At 50.7% G+C, this 1231-nt stretch carries 1 protein-coding gene; it reads right to left on the bottom strand.

Annotated elements, in window-relative coordinates:
* Window positions 1-69 precede the first annotated feature (69 nt).
* Window positions 70-1231, bottom strand: a 1162-nt coding sequence (gene gnd, locus PSF42_RS20720) for a decarboxylating NADP(+)-dependent phosphogluconate dehydrogenase (protein WP_272680575.1), incomplete at its 5' end; no start/stop codon positions are given.

The raw sequence follows: 1231 nt of genomic DNA on the forward strand, positions 1-1231 counted from the left end.
CCCAATTAAGGCAAAAAAAAGCCCGGTTACTGTAACCGGGCCTTGTTCAACAAAACGTACAATATCAGATTAATCCAGCCATTCCGTATGGAATACACCTTCTTTATCAGTACGTTTATAAGTATGTGCACCGAAATAATCACGCTGCGCCTGGATCAGGTTTGCCGGCAGTACCGCAGCACGGTAGCTATCATAATAGGCAACCGCAGCGGCAAAAGTCGGCACCGGAATACCATTTTGTACGGCATAGGCTACAACATCACGCAGAGCCTGCTGGTACTCATCAGCGATTTTCTTAAAGTACGGTGCCAGCAGCAGGTTAGCAATTGCCGGCGTTTCTGCGTATGCATCGGTAATTTTCTGCAGGAACTGGGCACGAATGATGCAGCCAGCGCGGAAAATTTTCGCGATTTCGCCGTAGTTCAGATCCCAGTTGTATTCGTCAGACGCGGCACGCAACTGAGAGAAACCCTGAGCATAAGAGACGATTTTACCGAGATACAGTGCGCGACGGACTTTCTCGATAAACTGCACTTTATCGCCAGCAGGCTGTGCCTGCGGACCGCTCAGCACTTTAGATGCGGCAACGCGCTGCTCTTTCAGCGACGAGATATAGCGTGCAAATACGGATTCAGTGATCAGGGAAAGCGGTTCGCCGAGATCCAGCGAACTCTGGCTGGTCCACTTACCCGTACCTTTGTTGGCTGCTTCATCGAGAATCACATCGACCAGATAGTTACCCTCTTCATCTTTTTTAGTGAAGATGTCCTTGGTAATGTCGATCAGGTAGCTGCTCAGCTCGCCTTTATTCCACTCGCTGAAAGTGGTGGCCAGCTCTTCGTTAGACAGATTCAGACCACCTTTCAGCAGCGAGTAGGCTTCTGCAATCAGCTGCATATCGCCATATTCAATGCCGTTGTGAACCATTTTAACGTAATGGCCCGCACCGTCAGCACCGATATAGGTCACACAGGGCTCGCCATCTTCGGCAACGGCCGCAATTTTAGTCAGGATCGGCGCAACCAGTTCGTACGCATCTTTCTGACCTCCCGGCATGATGGACGGGCCTTTCAGCGCGCCCTCTTCACCACCGGAAACACCGGTACCGATAAAGTTAAAGCCCTCAGCAGACAGTTCGCGGTTACGACGAATGGTGTCCTGGAAGAAGGTGTTACCGCCATCAATAATGATGTCGCCTTTTTCCAGATAGGGTTTCAGGGAGTCAATAGGG

This window comes from Providencia sp. PROV032 (genome assembly GCF_028484875.1).
Taxonomy (GTDB): domain Bacteria; phylum Pseudomonadota; class Gammaproteobacteria; order Enterobacterales; family Enterobacteriaceae; genus Providencia; species Providencia rettgeri_E.